Origin of the sequence: Candidatus Pantoea gossypiicola (assembly GCF_008632075.1) — a bacterium.
GTDB classification, from domain to species: domain Bacteria; phylum Pseudomonadota; class Gammaproteobacteria; order Enterobacterales; family Enterobacteriaceae; genus Pantoea; species Pantoea gossypiicola.
In genome coordinates, this window is sequence record NZ_VWVM01000011.1 from 56,746 (window position 1) to 76,036 (window position 19,291).

At 54.9% G+C, this 19,291-nt stretch carries 12 protein-coding genes; 5 read left to right on the top strand and 7 right to left on the bottom strand.

Going from position 1 to position 19,291, the window contains the following annotated elements:
- Positions 1 to 419 precede the first annotated feature (419 nt).
- Positions 420 to 2,771, bottom strand: a complete 2,352-nt coding sequence (gene arcB, locus F3I20_RS14945; RefSeq protein ID WP_150019431.1) for an aerobic respiration two-component sensor histidine kinase ArcB — start codon at positions 2,769 to 2,771, stop codon at positions 420 to 422.
- A gap of 887 nt (positions 2,772 to 3,658) precedes the next feature.
- Between arcB and F3I20_RS14950 the strand changes: the two genes are divergently transcribed.
- Positions 3,659 to 9,190 (top strand): glutamate synthase-related protein, encoded by a 5,532-nt coding sequence (locus F3I20_RS14950; RefSeq protein ID WP_150011853.1) that lies wholly within the window; start codon positions 3,659 to 3,661, stop codon positions 9,188 to 9,190.
- A 185-nt stretch (positions 9,191 to 9,375) separates the two neighbouring features.
- Complete coding sequence (locus F3I20_RS14955) at positions 9,376 to 11,133, top strand: sulfite reductase subunit alpha (RefSeq protein ID WP_150037900.1); 1,758 nt, start codon at positions 9,376 to 9,378, stop codon at positions 11,131 to 11,133.
- Between the two features lie 110 nt (positions 11,134 to 11,243).
- Here the strand turns inward: F3I20_RS14955 and sspB are convergent, their stop codons facing one another.
- The 5 genes from sspB to zapE all read right to left on the bottom strand — a co-directional run bounded on the left by sspB (position 11,244) and on the right by zapE (position 14,897).
- Positions 11,244 to 11,729, bottom strand: coding sequence for a ClpXP protease specificity-enhancing factor (gene sspB / locus F3I20_RS14960; protein ID WP_013359871.1), 486 nt, complete (start codon positions 11,727 to 11,729; stop codon positions 11,244 to 11,246).
- Between the two features lie 3 nt (positions 11,730 to 11,732).
- The gene (gene sspA, locus F3I20_RS14965) at positions 11,733 to 12,374 is read right to left on the bottom strand and encodes a stringent starvation protein SspA (RefSeq protein ID WP_003851135.1); all 642 of its coding nucleotides are present in this window, start codon (positions 12,372 to 12,374) and stop codon (positions 11,733 to 11,735) included.
- A 331-nt stretch (positions 12,375 to 12,705) separates the two neighbouring features.
- Entirely contained in the window at positions 12,706 to 13,098 is a 393-nt protein-coding gene (rpsI, locus tag F3I20_RS14970; RefSeq protein WP_008925401.1) for a 30S ribosomal protein S9, read from the bottom strand.
- 15 nt (positions 13,099 to 13,113) lie between these two features.
- The gene (gene rplM / locus F3I20_RS14975; protein WP_150011859.1) at positions 13,114 to 13,542 is read right to left on the bottom strand and encodes a 50S ribosomal protein L13; all 429 of its coding nucleotides are present in this window, start codon (positions 13,540 to 13,542) and stop codon (positions 13,114 to 13,116) included.
- Positions 13,543 to 13,769: 227 nt separating this feature from the next.
- Positions 13,770 to 14,897, bottom strand: coding sequence for a cell division protein ZapE (zapE, locus tag F3I20_RS14980; protein WP_150011861.1), 1,128 nt, complete (start codon positions 14,895 to 14,897; stop codon positions 13,770 to 13,772).
- A 178-nt stretch (positions 14,898 to 15,075) separates the two neighbouring features.
- On the opposite strand from zapE, the gene zapG reads away from it, so the two are divergent.
- The 3 genes from zapG to degS all read left to right on the top strand — a co-directional run bounded on the left by zapG (position 15,076) and on the right by degS (position 18,112).
- Positions 15,076 to 15,477, top strand: a complete 402-nt coding sequence (gene zapG, locus F3I20_RS14985; RefSeq protein WP_003848291.1) for a Z-ring associated protein ZapG — start codon at positions 15,076 to 15,078, stop codon at positions 15,475 to 15,477.
- Between the two features lie 110 nt (positions 15,478 to 15,587).
- Positions 15,588 to 16,961 (top strand): serine endoprotease DegQ, encoded by a 1,374-nt coding sequence (gene degQ, locus F3I20_RS14990; RefSeq protein ID WP_150037899.1) that lies wholly within the window; start codon positions 15,588 to 15,590, stop codon positions 16,959 to 16,961.
- Between the two features lie 89 nt (positions 16,962 to 17,050).
- On the top strand, positions 17,051 to 18,112 hold the full coding sequence (gene degS, locus F3I20_RS14995; protein WP_150011865.1) for an outer membrane-stress sensor serine endopeptidase DegS: 1,062 nt from the start codon (positions 17,051 to 17,053) through the stop codon (positions 18,110 to 18,112).
- A gap of 160 nt (positions 18,113 to 18,272) precedes the next feature.
- Here the strand turns inward: degS and epmA are convergent, their stop codons facing one another.
- Positions 18,273 to 19,250 (bottom strand): elongation factor P--(R)-beta-lysine ligase, encoded by a 978-nt coding sequence (gene epmA, locus F3I20_RS15000; protein ID WP_150011867.1) that lies wholly within the window; start codon positions 19,248 to 19,250, stop codon positions 18,273 to 18,275.
- Between the last annotated feature and the right edge of the window lie 41 nt (positions 19,251 to 19,291).

The following is a 19,291-nucleotide window of genomic DNA, read 5'->3' on the forward strand; positions in this document are numbered from 1 at the left end:
TCCAAATCGTTTTGGATAATTCGTGTCATTTCAGGGCGGTCACTTGCAATATCAGCGCGTTAGCCTGCCTCAGGAGGCAGATGTTAATGCCAGCTTAATTTACTGCCGCTCAACCTTTGCTTTGCAGCTGAGCAGCGTCAAAACCACACCAAAAACCACAAATTTGATTAAAATATCAGCAATTCAGCAGAGAAAATGATTCCTTGCTTGACTGTGTTGCCAAATTAATGTTTTCTGTATTTAAACGCTGCTCAATATCACAAATTTTAATGAATCTTTTCGCATGAGAAGATGAATTTGCTAAGGTGATGACAGTGTTAACCAATACCCTGCGGCTGCATTAATTATTCAAATCATAGCGGTCGCAACATTTTCCCTGGTGTTGGCGCAGTATTCGCGCACCCCGGCCTCGGCTGGGGTCATTTTTTTCCGGCATATGACTGATCCTGCTCTGCCACCCAGTCGCGCAATACCTGCACATCGTGTCGCCACTCATGCTTCAGCTCGTCAATCCATTCAACAACGTTGTCCCACCACGCCGGTAATTCAGGACTCTGGATCTGTTTCGCCAGCATCTGCAAACGCTGCAGCCCGACCGAACCCGCCGCCCCTTTAATCTTGTGCCCCTCTTCAGCAATGCCTTTCTGATCGCGCGCCATCAGATTCGATTCCAGTACAGCAAGATAGTCCGGCATCATCTTTTCAAACATCGTCAGACTTTGGGTAATCAGGGCCGGACCAACCAGCTCGATATACTGTTCGAGCATCGCCACATCCAGCAGCATCCGGGTTTTGTCATCGCTGGCATCTGTGGTTTCCTCTTCCGAATCTGCCTGATAATCCCAGTACTTTTTAATCATCGCGGTCAGCGCCGGTACTGCCAGCGGTTTGCTCAGGACATCATCCATTCCCGCATCGAAATACTCTTTTTTGTCTTTAAGCACGTTGGCGGTCAGCGCAACCAGCGGTGGCAGATGCGTTCCCTGATACTGCTGGCGAATCGCACGCGAGACATCCAGTCCGGTCATATCGGGCAGTTGAATATCCAGCAGCACCAGATCAAACTCCAGCGGGTCGAACATCGCCAGCGCTTCGCTGCCGGTCATAGCGACCTCGACGCTGCAACCCAGCTTCTCAAGCACCGAGCGTGCCACAATCACATTCAGCTCAATATCTTCCACCAGCAGCACATGCAGCGCAGGGAGTGGCAGGCTGTCGTCCAGGCCTTCATCTTCCACCTCTTCAGCAATGCGTGGCGCTTTGATCTCAACCGTGAAGCATGATCCCTGTCCTGGTGCGCTATGTACGCGGATGTCACCGCCCATTGCCTGCGCCAGACGACGTGAAACCGCCAGCCCGATGCCGGTGCCGGTCGCCGGTTTACCGCCATGCTGATCTTTGACCTGATAGTACATCGCGAAGATCTTATCCTGCTCCTCCTGACGAATACCCATACCGGAGTCCTGCACCTCAAAGCGCAGCGTTTCGTCCTGCTCATAGGCTACCCGCACTACGATTTCGCCCTGCTGAGTGAACTTCACGGCATTACCAATCAGGTTCCATAGAATCTGACGCAGACGCGTTCCGTCCGTCGAAATCATATGTGGTAGCGGCAGTTGCGGCGCGAGTACAAACTTCAGCCCTTTTGGCTGGGCCAGCAGGCCGGAAAGATTTTCTAAATCGGCGAGGAAACCGGTGAAGTCGAGGGGTTGATTATCCAGCTGTACTTTGCGGCGCTCGATTTTGTCCACCTCAATCACGTCATTAAAGATGTTGCCCAGCGTGATGGCAGAGACGTGGATGGTTTTCAGGTATTTCAGCTGTTCCTGGTTAAGGTCGGTATCCAGCAGAATACGACTCAGGCCGACAATGCCATTAAGCGGCGTACGAAGCTCGTGGCTGATCGTAGAGATAAAGGTGGTCTTTTCCCGGCTGGCGTTCTCTAGCGCGTCCTGATAGCGCTTACGCTCCGTTATATCGCGACCAAAGCCCATCAGCCCGCTGCGCTTACCGACGCGGTCGTAATAAGGCACTTTACGGATCTCGAAACAGGCTTTGCGCCCGTCGGGATATTGCAGCCACTGTTCATAGGTCAGCGAGACGTTATGACGGAACACCTTCTCGTCCGTTTCCAGCACCTTCGTTGCCGCTTCATCATCGTAGATATCGCGTGGCGTCAGGCCAATCAGCTGCTTTTCGCTTTTGCCAGTCAGCAGTTCCATCGCGCGGTTACAGCCGGAGAACTGCTTATCAATGTTGCGATAGAAAACCAGGTCAGGCGACGCATCCAGGAATGAGCGCAGGAAAGAGGATTGCTGCTCCAGCTCAATCTGTGCCTGCTCGCGACGCGTCACCTCTTCACGCAGCTTGTCCATCACTTGTTCGCGAGCCAGCTCCGCCTTCTTACGATCGCTGATCTCCTGATTCAGCTGCGTGATGGTCTCTTTCATCTGCTGGTTCAGTTCCAGGTCGCGGGTTCGCATCTCTTCCAGCTTATCTACCAGCCGTGCCAGACGTTGACGCGACTCCTCCAGCTGATCGACCACCACCGACAGAAAATAGACCGCCCAGGGTGTAATCAGCAGCCCGAAGAAGACCGAACGCACCACGTCAATGCTCTCAACATGACCCCGCAGTACCATCGTAACCGCCATCTGGACAATCATCGCCAGCACCACCAGCGCAGATGCCAGCAGCAGCGAGAACCTCACCAGCCCAAGCTTGACCATTAAATCAACGTAGTACTGCGCCAACAGACGAATTTGTTTCATAACAACTCCCTGGAGGAGAAACAGCCTCATAATAGCGCAGTTAGATTGCTGACGTCCCGGCACGTCGCGTGGAGATGCGGGATCAAGTGCGCTTTTATGGTGCATTCGCATAGCCGATCGGCGACGTTAAGGACAAAGGGCCTAAAACCCTTGACTGATTGTGCCAAATGAATAATCTGTAATGCCGCCAGCGAATCCGTGATTTCTCTGTATGGCCTTTTTTCAATATCCTGGCAACGTCACGTTGCGCAGGCACACCTTGTTTACCTGCATACTCATTCAACTTAAATGATATTTTAAGCACGTTCGTGCTGATTAATTTTTCTTATAACCAACCGCTGTTTCATTCAAATAGCCGGACATAAGAAAAACAGATACATGCTATGCATCAACGGTTCTGAACAGCATTTAATGCTGTCTAACACCCTGTCACCAGCATGGTGCAGAGATCTGACGCCTGCACTACAGTGAGTCAGTTCACATTTATGGGCCGATCACCAGGCTACAGAGTGATACATTTTAAACCTTAAAAACCTATTAATTCATAAAGTTACCCGCATAAAAGGCCTGTTAACCTTCTCTGACCGCCCTATTTGACCTGATTACGCTTTCCCGATAAGTTGGAAATCCGCTGAAAGCTTTCCAGACGGGCCATTGTCTCGGCATATCTATGCAACAAGAAGACTCCCGCGCGGTTTAAGTCATCTCCTTTAAGAGACCGGAAATCAGAGAGCAGCTCAATTAAGGACGTTTTAACGATGTCTGGAGAGAAATGCTCAGGGCTATGACGCGCGCTCGACAGAGCATGGCGATGAAAATGATAGCGCTCGTTGCGCTCAGACCCTGAAACAGTGCAGGTAATGTCAAAGCAGTTAAGGAGACCCTCAATGTCCACTAAAAAACCTCAATCCTATGGCTTGTATGATCCGACAGCAGGCAGTGACAGCTGTGGTGTAGGTTTCATTACGCGCAAGGACGGCGAGCAGACCCACGAAATTCTGCAGATGGCGCACAGCGCTCTGTGCACAGTGCCACATCGTGGCGGTATGTCAGCGGAAGGCGTTGGCGACGGCGCGGGGGTCAACGTTGACCTTTCCCTGCACTTCTTCCGCAAGATTACCGGCCAGCCGCTGGAAGCAGGCCGCTTTGGCGTCGGCAACTTCTTTGTGCCGAAAGATGCTGCGCTGCGCGCGAATGCTGAACGTCTGGTAGATGAGACACTCAGCAGCTTTGGCCTGCCTGTCATCATGAAGCGTGACATGCCGCTCGACAGCAGCGTGACGCGTCCGGCCGCCGTACAATTTCAGTTACCGATTCTGCAGTGGATTTTCACTGCGCCACAGGACGTGAATGACCAGAACGACTTCGAACAACGCATCTACCGCGCCCTGTTAACGATTGAAGCCCGCGCCTTTACCGAAAGTGAATTTGGTGGCCTCTATCCGCTGTCGCTGTCGTCGCGCACCCAGGTGTTTAAAGCCCGTCTGAACTCCAATGAAGTGATCCCCTATTTCAAAGATTTGACCGATCCCGATCATCAGGTGCGCGGGCTGTTTTTCCATACCCGCTTCTCCACCAACACCGATCCGCATACCACGATGGCCCAGCCGTTCCGCCTGATGGCGCATAACGGTGAGCTGAACACGGACCGTAAAAACCGCATCGCTGAGTCCGCGCTGGCACTGGCCCGTGGCAAGAAAATCGTGCGGCCGAAAGGTCAGTCTGACAGCTCGCGTCTGGATCAGAGTATCCACAGCCGTCTGATGGAAGATAACCTCGACCTGATCACCGCCGTCGTCTCAATGATGCCGCCCGCCTGGGAAAACGACAGTTCACTGCCAGCAGAAGTGCGTGACATGCTGGAATATTTCTCTCTTTATGAAGAGAAGAACGACGGCCCGGCGGCATTAATCTTCGGCAACGGCGAAGTAATAGGTGCCCGCCTTGACCGTCTTGGCCTGCGTCCACTGCGTTCAGTTGAAACGGCTGAGTATATTGGGGCGATGTCGGAAGCCGGTCAGATCGCCTTCCCACCGGAAAGCGTATTACGTCGTGGCCGTATCGAAGCGGGCGGCATGCTCTATTTCGATCATCGTGAAAAACGCAGCTACACCACGCTGCAGGCGCTGGAAAAACTGGCTGCGGAAAAAGATTACTCAGCGCTGCTGCGTGAAGCGCGTGTCGGTCTTGACGATTTGCCTGAGATCCCGGCAGAACAGCAGGGTTCACCGCTGCGTTATCGCGGCGATCTGAAAACCTATCAGCGCTTTGTGGCTTACTACTACAACCAGGAAAGCTTCAAATTCATGATGGACCCGATGCTGAACACCGGCGCAGAGAAAATCTCCGCGATGGGTTACGGCAACGCCATTAACGGTTTATCCGATCATGAAGGCGGCATGGCGCACTACTTCTCTCAGCGCTTTGCTCAGGTCACCAACCCACCGCTGGACTCAATCCGCGAAGTGGATGGCATGACGCTGCGTGTCGCGCTGGGCGCAAAACCCCATCTGGGCCGCAGCAAGGGGCGTCAGATCGTGGTACCGAGCCCCATCCTCAGCCATCTTGATATGCTGCGTTTGCGCGAGCAGACCATCGCACCTTACGCCCGCTTTGAGATGCTCTATGAGCCGGTCATCGGCAAAGATCTGCTGAGCACCACTGCGAACGCGAATGCGCTGGAAAAAGCGATTGATGACCTGGCGCAGCAGGTGGTGGATTTTGCCCGGACGCAGGGCGGCATCGCCGTTCTGACCGACCGCCATATCTCATCAACGCACGCCGCAATCCCGATGCTGCTGGTGGTTTCTGCCATCAACCAGCGCCTGGTGCAGGAAGGTCTGCGTCTGGATGTTTCTCTGGTGGTGGAAAGCGGCCAGAGCATCTCCTCGCATCACATAGCTGCCACCCTCGGCTTCGGGGCTTCTGCTATCTATCCGCTGGGCGTACAGATGCGTGCAGAGGAAAAATTTGGTGAAGGTGAAGAAGGTAACAAAGCCTTTAAGCGCTATGCCAAAGCCGCCGAAAAAGCCCTGATGAAAACCATGGGCAAAGTCGGTCTCTGTACCGTTGAGAGTTACAGCAGCGGCGAATTCTTTGAGCCTAACTTCCTCAACACCGATGATCCGGTTCTGAAAAAGTATTTCCCGAATATCAAAACCCCTGTGGGTGGCGCAGGCTTCGCAGCCATCGCGGCAATGGCCGTTGACTGGCATCAGAGCGCGCTGAAGATTCAGGGCGAATCTGAAGTGCCCTTGCTGGGCCTGTTCAAAGAGCGTGCAGAAGGCGCGGGTCACTCCTACGGCACCATCGCCGTGCGGACCTTCATCGACATGACCGAAGAGCCGATTCGCTTTGCCGACAAGGCGCGCGAAGAGGACAACTTCATTCGTCTGATGACGCTGGCAAAACTGGATAACGCCTTTGGCATTAAGCCAGAGACCTTTAAAGACAGCAGCTTCGAGCGTATCCCGGATGATGTGATCAACAACTTTGCGATTACGGCCGATTACCGTCAGTTCTCAAGCCTGATGTATGAAGAGCGTAAGCGTCGCCCGGCGGCCCTGCGCGACATCCTGACCTTCCCGGCTGACCTGACCCACATCGACAGCGAAGCGGAGTTCCGCCGTAAGCTTGGACGCTACTCGCTGACCAACAACGGCTTTGCTATTCGTGGCATGGTGTGTGAAGCAGTGGATGGCAGCCTGAATCACTTTATGCTGCGTCTGACCGATGCGATTGAGGGGCTGAAGCCAGAGAGCGAACGTCTGCAGAACCTGTCTCGCGCCCTGAAATCCCGCTTTGGCGACGAAATCGAGAGCAGCGATGTGGTGACGGGCGGACTGAAGGTAACCGCATACGGTAAAGCGGCAGATTATCTGTCTCGTATTTTCACCACCCTGCCCTCACTGCCGCTGAGCGACGTGCAGCCAGCCTGTGAAATTACCCGTACCTTTGCTTCCGGGGCAATGAGCCACGGTGCACTGGTCGCCCCGGCTCATGAAGCGGTCGCACACGGCACCAACATGGTCGGCGGCATGAGTAACTGTGGTGAAGGTGGCGAGCATTACTCCCGTCACGGCACCATCCGCGCCTCGCGTATCAAACAGCTGGCTTCGGGTCGTTTCGGCGTCTGGGCTGCCTATCTGGCAGATCCGATGCTGGAAGAGCTGGAGATCAAAATTGGTCAGGGCGCGAAACCTGGCGAAGGTGGTCAGTTACCGGCGGCCAAAGTGACCGTCGAGATTGCTGCGGCCCGTGGCGGTACGCCAGGCGTTGAGCTGGTCTCCCCGCCGCCGCATCACGATACCTACTCCATCGAAGATCTGGCGCAGCTGATCCACGACTGTAAAGCCGCGCGGGTGCGCGTTATCGTTAAACTGGTCTCATCTGAAGGCATCGGCACCATCGCGGTTGGCGTGGCTAAAGCGGGCGCAGACGTGATTAACGTCGCGGGTAACACCGGCGGGACCGGCGCGGCGTCGGTAACCAGCCTGAAATATACCGGACGCGTGGCGGAAATCGGCATCGCTGAAGTCCATCAGGCGCTATGCGCCAACGGCCTGCGCGATAAAGTACAGCTGCGCTGCTCTGGCGCGCAGCAGACCGGCAGCGACGTGGTGAAATCTGCTCTGCTGGGCGGTGACAGTTTTGAGTTCGGTACAACAGCGCTGATGATGCTGAAATGCGTGATGGCGAAAAACTGCAACGTTAAGTGCCCGGCTGGTTTAACCACTAATGCCGAAGCCTTTGATGGCGATCCGCGTCAGCTGGCGCAGTACTTCCTCAACGTAGCGCATGAAGTGCGTGAGATTCTGGCACGTATGGGCCTGCGTTCCCTGCGTGAGGCGCGTGGCCGGGCCGACCTGCTGCACCTGATGGATCACCCGCTGGAAGTGGGCAAACTCGACTTACGCGCCATGCTGACCGTGGTGCCAGAGCTGAAGATCGACAAGCCCGTCTATCTGGAGAAGGACTTTGAGCTGGATGATGGCTGGATTGAGCAGCTGAAGCTGTCGCTGGTAGAGCAGGGAAATCCTGACGTCGCACTGGGCAACGGCATCGTTCTGAACAACCGCAACAAAAGTGTGGGCGGCCAGTTAGCGATCGACATTGAACGCATGCTGAACCATGAACTGAGTGTGGCGCAGTTGCAGGCGATGCCTGCGGTGATGACCGACGATCGCGGCCGCCGTTATCTGGCCCCTGAGAGCGTAAAAATTTCCACCACCGGTTCTGCTGGTCAGTCATTTGGCGCGTTCTGCAACGATGGCATGCAGCTGGCCCACTACGGCACCTGCAATGATGGCGTCGGCAAGGGACAGTGTGGCGGTGAGCTGATTGTCATGTCGCCGGGCGGCGGCGCGCAGGATGGCGATGGCAACGTGCTGATTGGTAACTTTGCGCTGTTTGGCGCGACCGGCGGACGTCTGTTCGTGCAGGGTCAGGCCGGAGACCGCTTCGCGGTGCGTAACTCCGGCGCAACGGCCGTGGTTGAAGGCGTCGGTGACTTCTGCTGCGAATACATGACTAACGGTGCCATTCTTAACCTGGGCACCTTTGGTAAAGGATTTGGCAACGGCATGAGCGGCGGCTTTGCTTACCAGTACGATCCGTATGGATCGCTGGCCAGCCACGCCGCAGGTGATTCAGTGCGGTTCGGATCGATTGCCGATCAGGATGAGATGGCGCAGGTGCACAAACAGGCCGTGCTGACCATGCTGAACTGGCACCTGGAGGCGACCCAGTCACCGCGTGCTGCCTGGCTGCTGGAGAACTGGGAAACAGAGTGCCACCACTTTGTTTACGTGATGCCGCGTTCGCTGCTGCTCTATCAGGATGGCGGCGAGATCCTCAAAGCCAGGAGTCGCAAAGATCTGCTCGAAGAGCTGTCAACGGCGCTGGCCGGCCATCAGGTAGCGAAATTCAAAGCCGCGTGGCGTCAGGGTAAAACCATCGCCAATGGTGCCGTCCCGGCCTATGGCGCGACCGATACGCAGGAGATGTTTGTCCTGCTGAACAACTACACCGTGCTGAGCTTTGCTCAGCAACTGGCACTGGCTAAATTGCCGAAAGGCACGCCGGTTGAAGATGCCGCGGTGGAAAAAGCGGTGCGTAATCTGCTAATGACGGAAGACTTTTCGCTGATCAGCAAGCTGCAACGTCATGCCCGTTCCGCCATCGAGAGTTACAGCGATGACGAACTGGCGAGTCTGATTGGTACTAAACGTATGTCAGATTACAAAGCGGCACTGACGCAACGTAACATCCGCTCCATGGACAGTCTGGCGACCTATGGCTGGATCATGTATCAGGATGCCTGTAATCGGGAAGTGCTGGGCCGCCTGCCTGACTTTGAAGAGCTGTTTGCACGTGCGGCATTGCCGGAAATCGCCGCTGCGGTGGGTAAACTCTCCTGACAGTGATACTGATCAGGCTGAACTGAATATTATTAATTGATCATTGCCCGGATTAATCGTTGTACCGGACAGAGGCAGAACCGCTCTCCCCTGCTGCACATGCTGCGGCGCGGGGAGGCGGAACTGCTTTCAGACCGGAGAACGCCACTGATATCGGGCGAGAACGGGATTGAGTAAAAGTACCCATGAAAATTCCTTATATTCCAGAAGATGCACCTTTTAATGGCGATCAGAAATACTGGCTGGCTGGCTTTCTTGCGGGGCTTCACTCCCGTCTGCTGGTATTAGAAGACAAACAGCAACCCGCCGCGGGTACAGGCGCAGCCGCGACCACGCAACTGCACATTCTGTACGGCTCACAGACCGGCAACGCCGAAGCACTGGCGCAGACCGCAGCGAAATCTGCCCGTGCGAAAGGGCTGGTGCCCGTGGTGCAGGCGCTGGGCGATGTCGATCTTGACGTATTTGCCACCATGCGCCATGTGCTGATTGTCACCTCGACCTATGGCGAAGGTGAAATGCCGGACAACGCACAGCTGTTCTGGGATGCGATCTCTGCCAGTACCGCACCGCGTCTGGAGCAGATGCATTTCGCCGTGCTGGCGATTGGCGATACCGGCTACGATGGCTTCTGCCAGGCGGGCAAGTTCATTGATATGCGCCTTGAGCAGCTGGGTGCGAAACGCGTGGTGGATCGTATTGACTGCGATATCGACTATGAAGAGCCGTCCAGCGAATGGCTGAACAGCTCAATGCCACAGTTTGCGGCCAGCGCGGGCAGCAGCGGCACTGTGCTGGAGAGTGCGCCTGAAGCACCGGTCATCCCGGGCAGCAACAAATCGAATCCGTATGCTGCCGCGCTAATCACCAACAAGCGTTTGTCAGGTGAGCAGTCAGCCAAAGATATTCGTCATTTCGAATTCGACCTGTCGGATAGCGGCCTGAAGTATGAAGCAGGCGATGCGCTGGGCGTGATTCCGGTCAATGAGCCGTCACTGGTCAGCCTTCTGCTGACGCAGCTCAATGCTGATTACCAGACGCCAGTGCCTGGCTTTGACCGCAGCCTCGGCGACCTGCTGACCTATCAGTTCGAAATCTCTGAGCCGTCACGCAAGTTAATCGAATGGGTTGGACAGAACACGACCAATCAGGAATTGCGTCATGTCTTACAGCATGATGATAAAGATGCACTGGGCGTCTGGCTGTGGGGCAAAGATACCCTTGATCTGCTGCAGCTTGAGCTGACGCGCACGCTGGCGGTGCCTGAGTTTGTTGCCCTGCTGCGCCCGCTGCAGCATCGTGCTTACTCTATTTCATCCAGCTCTAAAGCACACCCTAACCAGGTGCACCTGACCGTTGCCTCGGTGCGTTATCACAGTGGCGGCCGTAATCGCGGTGGCGTCTGCTCGACCTATCTGGCCGAGCGCGTGCGTCGTGGTGAGAAGCCCGCTATCTTTATCTCACCCAATAAATCGTTCCGCGTGCCTGCTAACAACAGCGCACCGCTGATCATGGTGGGACCAGGTACGGGTATTGCTCCATTCCGTGCCTTCCTGCAGGAGCGCCAGGCAACCGGCGCGCAGGGGAAAAACTGGCTGTTCTTCGGCGATCAGCATCAGGAACATGACTTTATCTATCAGGATGAATTACTTGCCTGGCGGGATAACGGCTTGCTGACGCGTCTGGATCTGGCGTTCTCGCGCGATCAGGAGAAGAAAATCTACGTACAGAGCCGGATGCTGGAACAGGGCGCAGAGCTTTATGCGTGGCTGCAGGAAGGGGCGTACTTCTACGTCTGTGGCGATGCCTCACGTATGGCGAAGGATGTGGATAATGCGCTGTATGAAGTGGTTCGTCAGTTTGGTGGTCTCTCTACCGAGCGTGCTGCGGACTACGTCGATCAGCTGAAGAAAGAGAAACGCTACCTGCGCGACGTCTACTAATCGCGAAGGTCTGCTGAAAAATCCGGCTTGCGCAGGCAGCCGGATTTTTTTATGGCTGACAGGCAAAAAAATACCCGCCGGATGGGCGGGTATTCGCTGTTATGTCACGGCTATTTCACGACGCGCAGTGAAGGCCGTCCGCCACGTGGCGGTGGATCGTCATCAGGCGGTGTCTCGTCATCGCTGGCGTCGTCAGGACGATCGCCATCAATCACTGACATCATGGTCTCTTCCTGACCCTCTGATGCCTCCTGCATACCCAGCTCGTAAGCCGGTTCCGGTTCAAACATCGTGCCGGCACCGTTTTCACGTGCATAGATCGCCAGAATCGCCGCCATCGGCACGTTAACCTGGCGAGGAACGCCACCAAAGCGGGCGTTGAACGACACCTGATCATTGGCCAGGTCGAGGTTACCGACAGCGCGTGGCGCAATGTTCAGGACAATCTGACCATCACGCGCATACTCCAGCGGCACCTGCACACCCGGCAGATTAATGTCGACCACCAGATGCGGCGTCAGCTGGTTGTCGAGCAACCAGTCATAGAAGGCGCGCAGCAGATAGGGACGACGTGCAGTAAGTTGCGACATTTCCATACGTTAAGCCCGGGCTTGCAGGCGCATTTCACGTTCAGCTTCAGTTAATGAAGCAAGGAAAGAGTCACGCTCAAATACGCGGTTCATGTAACCTTTCAGCTCTTTTGAACCCGAGCCGATGAGATCGATGCCCATAGAAGGCAGACGCCATAACAGCGGTGCCAGGTAGCAATCGACCAGACTGAACTCTTCACTCATAAAGTAAGGCGTACGGCCAAACAGTGGCGCGATGGCCAGCAGCTCTTCACGCAGTTGCTTGCGTGCGGCTTCGGCTTCCTGACCCGTGCTGTTCTCGACCTTCCGCATCAGGCTGTACCAGTCCTGCTCGATACGATGCATCATCAGGCGGCTGTCACCACGGGCAACCGGATAAACCGGCATCAGTGGAGGATGCGGAAAGCGCTCATCCAGATATTCCATGATGATGCGTGATTCATACAGCGTCAGCTCACGATCTACCAGCGTTGGTACCGTGCGATACGGATTGAGGTCAATCAGATCCTGCGGCAGGTTATCCATTTCGACCTGCTCGATCTCTACGCTGACACCCTTCTCCGCCAGGACGATACGAACCTGATGGCTGAAAATGTCAGTAGGACCAGAAAACAGCGTCATTACCGAACGTTTGTTGGCAGCGACAGCCATGAAAACCTCCAAGTTTGTTCACAAAAAGATACTGCGAATAGCCAACCACACGGCGATTCACCAGCTTATCGAACTCGCACGCAACCTGGTTAGCCGCGTCACAGATACTGACGCCCCGACAGTGGGAAGGCGCATAACGCACCGGCCTGCGGGCGCAAAGTGACACAGAGTTTACCAGATTTTAGGCTGCTTGTGGGCGAGTAATGAATCTTTGCAGGTAAATTGAGCGCGACGTTACGGTTTTCGCGGGGAAGTCGTGGGAGGAGAGAAAATAAAAAACCCGCCGAAGCGGGTTTTTTGAGCCAATTGCCACAGCCGGAGCTGCAAACAATTAACGCTTGGAGAACTGAGGACGACGACGTGCTTTACGCAGGCCGACTTTCTTACGTTCAACCTGACGCGCATCACGGGTAACGAAGCCTGCTTTACGCAGTTCGCCACGCAGTGATTCGTCGTATTCCATCAGAGCGCGGGTGATACCGTGACGGATCGCACCAGCCTGACCAGAAATACCGCCACCTTTAACAGTGACATAGAGATCGAATTTACCAACCAGATCCAGCAGTTCCAGCGGCTGACGAACGACCATGCGGGCAGTTTCGCGACCGAAGTACTGTTCCAGAGAACGTTGGTTAATAACGATGTTACCGCTACCCGGCTTAATGAATACGCGAGCGGTAGAGCTTTTGCGGCGACCAGTGCCGTAGTTTTGAGTTTCAGCCATTGCCTTTAATCCCGATTAAATGTCAAGAACTTGCGGTTGCTGTGCCGCATGGTTGTGCTCGTTGCCTGCGTAAACTTTCAGTTTACGGTACATAGCACGACCCAGCGGGCCCTTCGGCAGCATGCCTTTAACCGCGATCTCAATCACACGCTCAGGACGGCGAGCAATCATCTCTTCAAAGGTCGCCTGTTTGATACCACCGATGTGGCCAGTGTGGTGATAGTAGATCTTGTCAGTACGCTTGTTGCCGGTTACAGCAACTTTTTCTGCGTTCAGAACGATGATGTAATCACCCGTATCAACGTGCGGAGTGTATTCCGCTTTATGCTTACCACGCAGACGGCGCGCCAGTTCAGTCGCCAGGCGACCCAAAGTTTTGCCCGTTGCGTCAACTACAAACCAGTCACGTTGGACGGTTTCTGGTTTAGCTGTAAAAGTTTTCATCGAAAAGCTTACCCAAATTAAGTTACACGTTGGTGAAATCCCAAACGCTTAAGTAAACGAATGAGGCTCACACGACCATTTTGACCAGCAAGCCACCCCTTCGGATAGAGTTACTGGAACACAGAGGATTTGGGAAAAAAATCCTTTGCTGTAACGTGGGGTCGCAAGATTATAGAGAAGTCGGTTACAAAAATCGAACCCTATTTCGGTATTTATCCTGTTTATTCTCACGGCAGGTGCGGTAAGCGCAGATACTCTTCGCTCTGCATCTCCTGAAGTCGCGATAAACAGCGCTGGTATTCAAATTTCAGTCGCGTGCCCTGATAAATCTCGGTCAGTGACGTTTCCGCCGCGACCACTAGCTTCACATGACGTTCATAGAACTCATCGACCAGCGCCAGGAAACGGCGCGCCTGATCTTCGGTTTTGTAGATCATCACCGGCACGTCATAGAGCAGCACGCTGTGAAAACGGCGCGACAGCGCAATGTAGTCATGCTGGCTGCGGCCCTCTCCACACAGGGTCGTGAAATTAATCGCCAGTACGCCTTCGCTGACGCCCAGCGTCGGCATCTGGCGATGATTAATTTCCAGAACCGGTGCCGCTTCAGGCTGACTTCCTGACAATGCTTTGAACATCCGGCCCATCTCGGCATGCGTCTCTGCGTTGAGCGGGAAGTTCCACAGATGTGCGGAGGTCAGCGTGCGTAACCGGTAGTCGATACCGGCATCCACGTTCATCACATCACAGTGCCGTTTTATCTGCTCAATCGCAGGCAGGAAGCGCGCGCGTTGCAAACCATTGCGATAGAGATCGTCCGGCGGAATGTTCGAGGTGGCGACCAGCGCAATACCGCGTTCAAACAGCGCTTCCATTAGCGTGCCCAGCAGCATGGCATCGGTGATATCGGAGACAAAAAACTCATCAAAACAGAGGATGTCGGTTTCGGCTTTGAATTTGTCCGCCACAATTAGCAACGGATCGCTCTGGCCCTGAAGCTGCGTAAGTTCTTCGTGTACCCGCAGCATAAAGCGGTGGAAGTGCAGACGCAGTTTGCGATCGCCAGGAATAGACTGAAAAAAGAGATCCATAACCCAGGTCTTACCGCGACCAACACCGCCCCACATATAGAGCCCGCGAACCGGTTGTATCGTCTCGTTTTTCTCTTTGCCAATCAATTTAGAGAGGCGACCCAGCAGGCCGGATGAGGAAGGCGCGGCGGATTGTTGCCGGGCAACCAGCGCCTGCTGCAGCGCGTCTAAACGGGTAATCGCTTCACGTTGTACGTCATCGGGCCTGAATTCGCCCTGCGACAGCGCCTGCTCATAGCGTGCAAGCGGAGTTGAGGTTTGCATTATTGTTTCAAAGTCCCTGAATGGTGTCTGATTGATACCACGGTTGCTGAAAAAAAGGCCGTTCTACACTAAGCCATGCAGCTCCGGAGTTCCACATCCATAAGATTAACGGTTATAGTGACTGTTATTGAAGTGGTGCAATGCCCTACGGAACAATGGAAATAACACGGGAGTCATTATGACCTGGGAATACGGGCTAATTGGTTTAGTGGTAGGTATTATTGTCGGCGCAGTCGCCATGCGTTTTGGCAACAAAAAACTGCGTGAGCAGCGCAGCATGCAGTACGAGCTGGAAAAATCGAAAGCGGAGCTGGCTGACTATCGCGAAGAGCTGACCAACCACTTCGCGCAGAGCGCGGAGCTGCTGGACAACATGGCGCGTGACTATCGTCAGCTCTATCAGCACATGGCAAAAGGCTCGAATGACCTGCTGCCAAATCTGCCTGGCCAGAAAAATCCGTTTGCCTATCAGCTGACTGAAGCTGAAGCGGACAACGATCAGGTGCCGGTGCAGATGCCGCGCGACTATTCTGAAGGCGCATCCGGTTTACTGCGTGGCGAGCGCCCTGCCCGCGACTAATCTTTTTGGGGCGCAGACTGTCTGCGCCCACTGAATTTGCGAACCCTGACCGCAAACGACTGTCACACTTACTAATTCCTCCCACCTTTTGCAGCGAGAGCGTTGTAGCAATGAAAAAACAAGCACGCCTGTTTAGCGCATTAGCCCTGAGTATTGGGATGAGCCTTGCCGCCGCGCCAGACGCGATGGCAACGCTGCCAGCACAAATTGCGGGCCAGCCGCTGCCAAGTCTGGCACCGATGCTGGAAAAAGTGTTACCTGCCGTGGTCAGTGTTCACGTGGAAGGCACTGATTCGGGTGCACAGGCTCAGGATATTCCTGAACCCCTGAAGCGTTTTTTCGGCCAGATGCCTGGCGGAAACAATCAGCCACAGCCATTTGAAGGCTTAGGTTCTGGCGTCATCATTGATGCCGCTAAAGGCTACGTGCTGACCAACAATCACGTGGTCAACGGTGCGGATAAGATCAACGTACAGCTTGGCGACGGCAGCGAATACGAAGCCAAACTGATCGGCCATGATGAGCAGACCGATATCGCGCTGATTCAGATTCAGGGCGCAAAAAACCTCACGCAGGTGAAAGTCGCAGACTCCGATCAGCTGAAAGTGGGTGATTTCGCGGTGGCGATCGGTAACCCGTTTGGTCTGGGGCAGACAGCCACCTCCGGAATTATTTCTGCGCTGGGCCGCAGCGGCCTGAATCTCGAAGGGCTGGAAAACTTTATTCAGACCGATGCCGCCATTAACCGCGGTAACTCGGGCGGCGCGCTGGTTAATCTTAACGGTGAGCTTATCGGTATCAACACCGCGATTCTGGCCTCCAGCGGCGGTAACATCGGCATTGGCTTTGCGATTCCGAGCGATATGGCGATGAACCTCGCGCAGCAGCTGATCAAATTTGGTGAAGTGAAGCGCGGTCAGCTCGGCATCAAAGGCACTGAAATGACGGCGGATATGGCTAAAGCGTTCAATGTCGATGCGCAGCGCGGGGCCTTTGTCTCAGAAGTCTTACCGCAGTCTGCCGCACAGAAAGCGGGCGTGAAGTCCGGCGATATCATTACGTCGATCAACGACAAGCCGATTACCAGCTTCGCAGAATTACGCGTCAAAGTGGGCACCACGCCGCCAGGCGAGCAGGTTAAACTTGGCCTGCTGCGTGAAGGTAAACCGCTAACCGTTACCGTCACGCTGGAACAGAGCGCCCAGAGTACCGCCAGCGCTCAGCTGATGTCACCTGCACTTCAGGGCGCAACCCTGAGTGATGGACAGACCAAAACCGGTGATAAAGGCGTGAAGGTCGATACCATCGAAAAAGGGACACCGGCTGAACAGGTTGGCCTGCAGAAAGATGATGTGATTATCGGCGTTAACCGCAATCGCGTTCAGACCATTGCAGAAATGCGTAAAATTCTGGAAGGAAAACCGCCGGTACTGGCACTGAATGTGGTGCGCGGCGATGAAAGTATCTATCTGTTGTTGAGATAAACCTCGCATTACGGCGGACACAAGCGCGTGTATGTCCGCCGCTCTCATGTTATTCTCCCCTGCGATCTCCCCTGGCGTGATTTAACACCATGTTTCTTAAACTTTTGCGTGCCGTAGTGCTGGGCCTGATTGTGGCGGGTATTTTGCTCGCAGCACTGCCTGCACTGCGTATGGGCAGCGACGCCCTCTATAACCACGACAATATCGCCGACGAAACGCCCTTTAGCTTCAATCAGGGGGTGCGCCGCGCCGTGCCTGCCGTTGTGAACGTTTACAACCGCAGCGCCCATGGCAACAACAATCGTGGCATCACTACCCTGGGTTCAGGGGTGATCATGAATACGAAAGGCTACATCCTGACCAACAAGCATGTGATCAACAATGCCGATCAGATTATCGTGGCATTGCAGGATGGCCGCTTCTTTGAAGCGACGCTGGTGGGTTCCGATGGCATGACCGATCTGGCCGTGCTGAAGATTACTGCTTCTGGCCTGCCTGTTATCCCGATCAATCCCAACCGGCAACCGCATATCGGTGATGTCGTGATGGCGATAGGTAACCCCTATAACCTGGGACAGACGGTGACGCAGGGCATTATCAGCGCCACGGGTCGGGTTGGACTGAGTTCATCAGGCCGTCAGAACTTCCTGCAGACCGATGCGTCGATCAATCAGGGTAACTCCGGTGGCGCGCTGATTAACTCGCTTGGCGAGCTGATGGGCATTAACACCCTGACCTTCGATAAAAGTAACGATGGCGAAACGCCGGAAGGGATTGGCTTCGCCATTCCAACCGTCTTAGCCTCAAAAATCATGGATAAGCTGATTCGTGATGGCCGGGTCATCCGCGGCTATATCGGCATTACCGGGCGTGAGTTGCCGCCGCTGCACGGACAGGGCAGCAATCTGGATCGGGTTCAGGGGATTATTGTCAGTGTGGTCACGCCAGATGGACCGGCAGATAAAGCCGGGATTCAGGCCAACGATGTATTGCTCAGCGTAAACGGCAAGCCAGCCATCTCCGCGCAGGAGACCATGGATCAGGTGGCCGAAATTCGTCCGGGTTCAGTAATTGATGTGCAGGTGCTGCGAAACGATCAGAAGCTGACGCTGCCGGTGACCATTCAGGAATTTCCGGATAGCAGCAGCTGATTGGCGGGGTTTTAAACTACCAGCAATGCCTTAGCCGGAGGGGCGGGGATGGCCCATCTGAAGAGCAAAGCGTCCGAGCCAGGATGGCGAGGCAGACCTACAGGGATGTAGGTTTCCTTTGCGATCCGATGGGCCATCCCTGCCCTTTTCGCCCGGACTTTTAGCAACGATCCACCGGAAAGGCGATCACCTCACTCAGTGACTCCGCTTTTAACGCCAGCATAATGAGCCGATCAATACCCAGCGCGACCCCGGAACAGGCGGGCATACCGTGCGCCAGCGCATCCAGCAGATAGGTATCAATCGGATGGACCGGCAGGCCGCGCGCCGCACGGCGGCGGTTATCCTGTTCAAAGCGCTGACGCTGCTCACGGCTGTCGGTCAGTTCACGGAAGCCGTTCGCCAGCTCAATACCCTTGTAATAGACCTCGAAACGCTCGGCCACACGATGATCTTCCGTACTGATCTCCGCCAGTGCTGCCTGGCTGGCCGGGAAATGATAAACGAAGCAGGGCTTGTCCTGACCAATCTTTGGTTCCACACCCAGCATAAACAGCAGCATCAGTAAGGTATCGCGATCCTCTTCTGCACGCGCCAGCTCGCCCTCACCCAGCTTCTCTGCCGCTTCACGCAACTGTGATTTATCTGCTGACAGCGGATCCAGCTCAAGATGGCGGATGAACGCTTGCTGATAAGAGAGCGACTCTGCGCTGTCACACTCCAGCACCTGCTGCATCAGATCATCGACTTCGTTCATCAGACGGTACATGTCGTAATGCGGACGATACCACTCCAGCATGGTAAATTCGGGGTTGTGGTGACGTCCCGCCTCTTCATTGCGGAAGCTGCGCGCCATCTGGTAGATCGGGCCACTGCCCGCCGCCAGCAGGCGTTTCATATGATATTCCGGGCTGGTCATCAGCCAGAGATCGCGTCCCTGCGCCGCACCAGGCCCGACAAAACGCGTCTGGAACGGCACCAGATGGATATCGGTAATCGTTGCCTGGCTCATCGCCGGCGTATCGACTTCCAGCACGCCGCGATCGGCAAAGAAACGACGCACTTCAGCTAAAATAGCGGCGCGTTTTAACAAATTGGCGATGGATGCGCTTGGTTGCCAGCTTGTCGTTTCGCTCATGGTGATGACTCCTGATACAAATTAGGGGGGGGGAAGTCTAC